The 2912-nt window shown below is 74.1% G+C and carries 2 protein-coding genes and 1 pseudogene; 2 read left to right on the top strand and 1 reads right to left on the bottom strand.

Annotated elements, in window-relative coordinates; translation table 11 throughout:
• A partial coding sequence (locus N4P33_RS34325; protein WP_260830836.1) for a BACON domain-containing protein occupies window positions 1-1332 on the top strand: 1332 nt, incomplete at its 5' end.
• 67 nt (window positions 1333-1399) lie between these two features.
• On the opposite strand, the gene N4P33_RS34320 is transcribed toward N4P33_RS34325, so the two are convergent.
• Window positions 1400-2284, bottom strand: a complete 885-nt coding sequence (locus N4P33_RS34320) for a hypothetical protein (RefSeq protein ID WP_260830835.1) — start codon at window positions 2282-2284, stop codon at window positions 1400-1402.
• Window positions 2285-2346: 62 nt separating this feature from the next.
• On the opposite strand from N4P33_RS34320, the pseudogene N4P33_RS34315 reads away from it, so the two are divergent.
• Window positions 2347-2912 (top strand): annotated as a pseudogene (locus N4P33_RS34315) (Ppx/GppA family phosphatase); the annotation flags it as partial.

Raw genomic sequence — 2912 nt, 5'->3', positions numbered from 1 at the left:
GCCGGCACCACCCCCGAGCAACGCGAGGCTCTCGAACTCGCCGTGCGGCATCATCTCGGCGCCGAGGAGGTCGCCGCCGTGCTCGGCATGGAACCGGCCGCCGCGCGTGAGCTGCTCGCCTCCGCGGCGTGCGAGGTCGAGCGCACGCGCGCGGCGCTCGCCGTGGTCGAGACCGGCAGCTGCCCGGGCGTGGCGCATCTCACCGGCGACCATGAGCTCGTGCTCAGCAGCGCCGTGCGCCGTGAACTGGTCCGGCACGTCGACGACTGCCCGCGCTGCCGCCGTACCGCCGAGCGGGCCATCCCCGGCCGCTGGCCCGGGACCGCCGTCACGCCCGACGCCCTGCCCGTCCTGCCGGTGCCCGCCGCCGCGCTGCACAGTGCCATGGCGCACCATCCACGCGCGCGTGCCGTCGCGCCCCGCTTCGACCGGCGCGGCTTCCCCATGGACCCCAAGGACCGCGCCGCCCGCAGGGACCGCCTGCGCGCGCGTGCCGTCACGACGACGGTCGTCGCCACCGTCGTCGCCGCGCCGGTGCTCGCCCTGTGGGCCGCTTACCGGGGCACCCCCGTCGGTGAGGCGCAGGACGGCCGCTCGGCGTCCGCGCGGGAGGCCGACGGCCCCTTCGACCTGGACGGCGAGGGAGCGGGCTACGAGAACGCGGGCAACGCCAGCACCCGCCCCGACGGCCGCTTCGGCACGAAGGACAAGGACGCGAAGGCGGATGTGTCCGTGGAGGTCGTCGAGGTCGCGGGCGCCGGACGCAAGGGCGCCGCCGCGCTGGACGTCACGGCCGGACACAGCGGCGACACCACGCTGATCACCCTCACCGCCACGGGCACGGCACCGGTGCGCTGGTCGGCGTCGACCGGGGCCCACTGGCTCTATCTGAGCCGGTCCTCGGGAACGCTCCGGCCCGGCGAGTCGTTGACGATCAAGGTGTACGTCGACCAGCTGCGCGAACCGTCCGGTCACTGGAGCGCGCAGGTGGCGATCTCACCGGCGGGCGCCGTCGTCACGATCGACGGCTACGGCCCCGCCCCCACCCCGTCCGACCCCTCCACACCGACCGGCCCGCACCCCGGCCACCCCGGCGAACCGGGCCCCTCCCACCCGGGCCCGCCCAGCAGCCCGCCCCCGTCGTCCTCGAATCCCGACCCCACGAGCCCCGCCCCCTCGGAGCCCGAGCCGACCGACCCGACCGACCCGACCGACCCGCCCCCGTCGTCCCCGGACCCCGATCCCTCGACGGGCACCCCGACATCCGACGCCCCGGCGGACTCGGCCCCGCCGACCGGCGATGCGGGCACGCCGAGCCAGGCGACGCCGTAGCGGGTGTCCGCGCCGCAGGGGGCGTCAGCGGAGTCCCTCTCCTGGCGCGGGCCCCGGGCGGCAGACGTCAGGCCCGATCCGCCCGATCCGCCCGATCCGGCCGATCCACCGGGTCCGCCGGATGCGGTGCCAGCAGAGGCAGCTGCGAGGCCAGCCGTTCCTCGCACAGCTCGACCAGGCGGTCGTAGCCGGCCTTGCCCATCAGCTCCGTCAGTTCGGCGCGGTAGGAGACGTACACCGGCTCGCCCGCGCCGTGCGCCGAGGTCGCCGAGGTGCACCACCAGTGCAGGTCGTGCCCGCCAGGGCCCCAGCCCCTGCGGTCGTACTCACCGATCGACACCTGCAGCACGCGCGTGTCGTCGGGGCGGTCGATCCAGTCGTAGGTGCGCCGGATCGGCAGCTGCCAGCACACGTCCGGCTTGGTCTCCAGCGGCTCGCGGCCCTCCTTCATGGCGAGGATGTGCAGCGAGCAGCCCATGCCCCCGGCGAAACCCGGCCGGTTCTGGAAGATGCAGGAGCCCTGGTACGGGCGGGTCTGCCGGTCGCCGTCCTCGTCCTCGGAGACCCAGCCGTTCTTCGTGCCCTCGGCGTGGTGCTGCCAGATGTCCGGCGTGAGCCTCGCCACATGCTCGGCCACCCGCTTCTCGTCGTCCTCGTCGGAGAAGTGGGCGCCCAGCGTGCAGCACCCGTCGCCCGCGCGGCCCGCCTGGATGCCCTGGCAGCCGCTGCCGAAGATGCAGTTCCAGCGAGAGGTCAGCCATGTCAGATCGCAGCGGAACACCTGCTCGTCGTCCGCCGGATCGGGAAACTCCACCCACGCACGGGCGAAGTCGAGCCCCTTCTCGTCGTCCACGGCGGGCTCGGCCGGGGAACCCACGGGCGCCGTGGTCTCCTTGGCCCGCTTGTCCTTCTTGGGCGACTTCGCGTCCTTCGCCTTTTTCGTCTTTGGCACCCGTCCAGGGTAAGTCGACCGGGCCGCGACCCAGTACCTCCGTGGGCAGTAGCGTTCCGTACATGAGACTCGGTGTCCTCGACGTGGGTTCGAACACGGTGCATCTGCTGGTGGTGGACGCGCACCCCGGCGCATGCCCGCTGCCCGCGCACTCCCACAAGGCGGAACTCCGCCTCGCCCAGCTGCTCGACGAGGACGGGGCGATAGGCCCCGACGGCGTGGAGAAACTGATCTCCGTCATCCAGGACGCGCTCATGGCGGCCGAGGACAAGGGCGTCGAGGATCTGCTGCCGTTCGCCACCTCCGCGGTGCGGGAGGCGGTCAACGCCGACGACGTCCTGAACCGGGTGCGCGAGGAGACCGGCGTCGAACTGCAGGTCCTCGACGGCGCGGAGGAGGCCCGGCTCACCTTCCTCGCCGCCCGCCGCTGGTTCGGCTGGTCGGCCGGGAAGCTGCTGGTCATCGACATCGGCGGCGGCTCCCTGGAGATCGCCTACGGCATGGACGAGGAGCCCGACGCCGCGGTGTCGCTGCCGCTCGGCGCCGGCCGCCTCACCGCCGCCTGGCTGCCCGGCGACCCGCCCGAGCCGGACGACGTGCGCGCCCTGCGCCGCCATGTGCGCACCGA

The organism is Streptomyces sp. 15-116A, from assembly GCF_025290915.1.
In the GTDB taxonomy this organism is placed as follows: domain Bacteria; phylum Actinomycetota; class Actinomycetes; order Streptomycetales; family Streptomycetaceae; genus Streptomyces.
The sequence above is the reverse complement of the archived record's forward strand: the minus strand, read 5'-3'. Positions and strand labels throughout refer to the sequence as shown.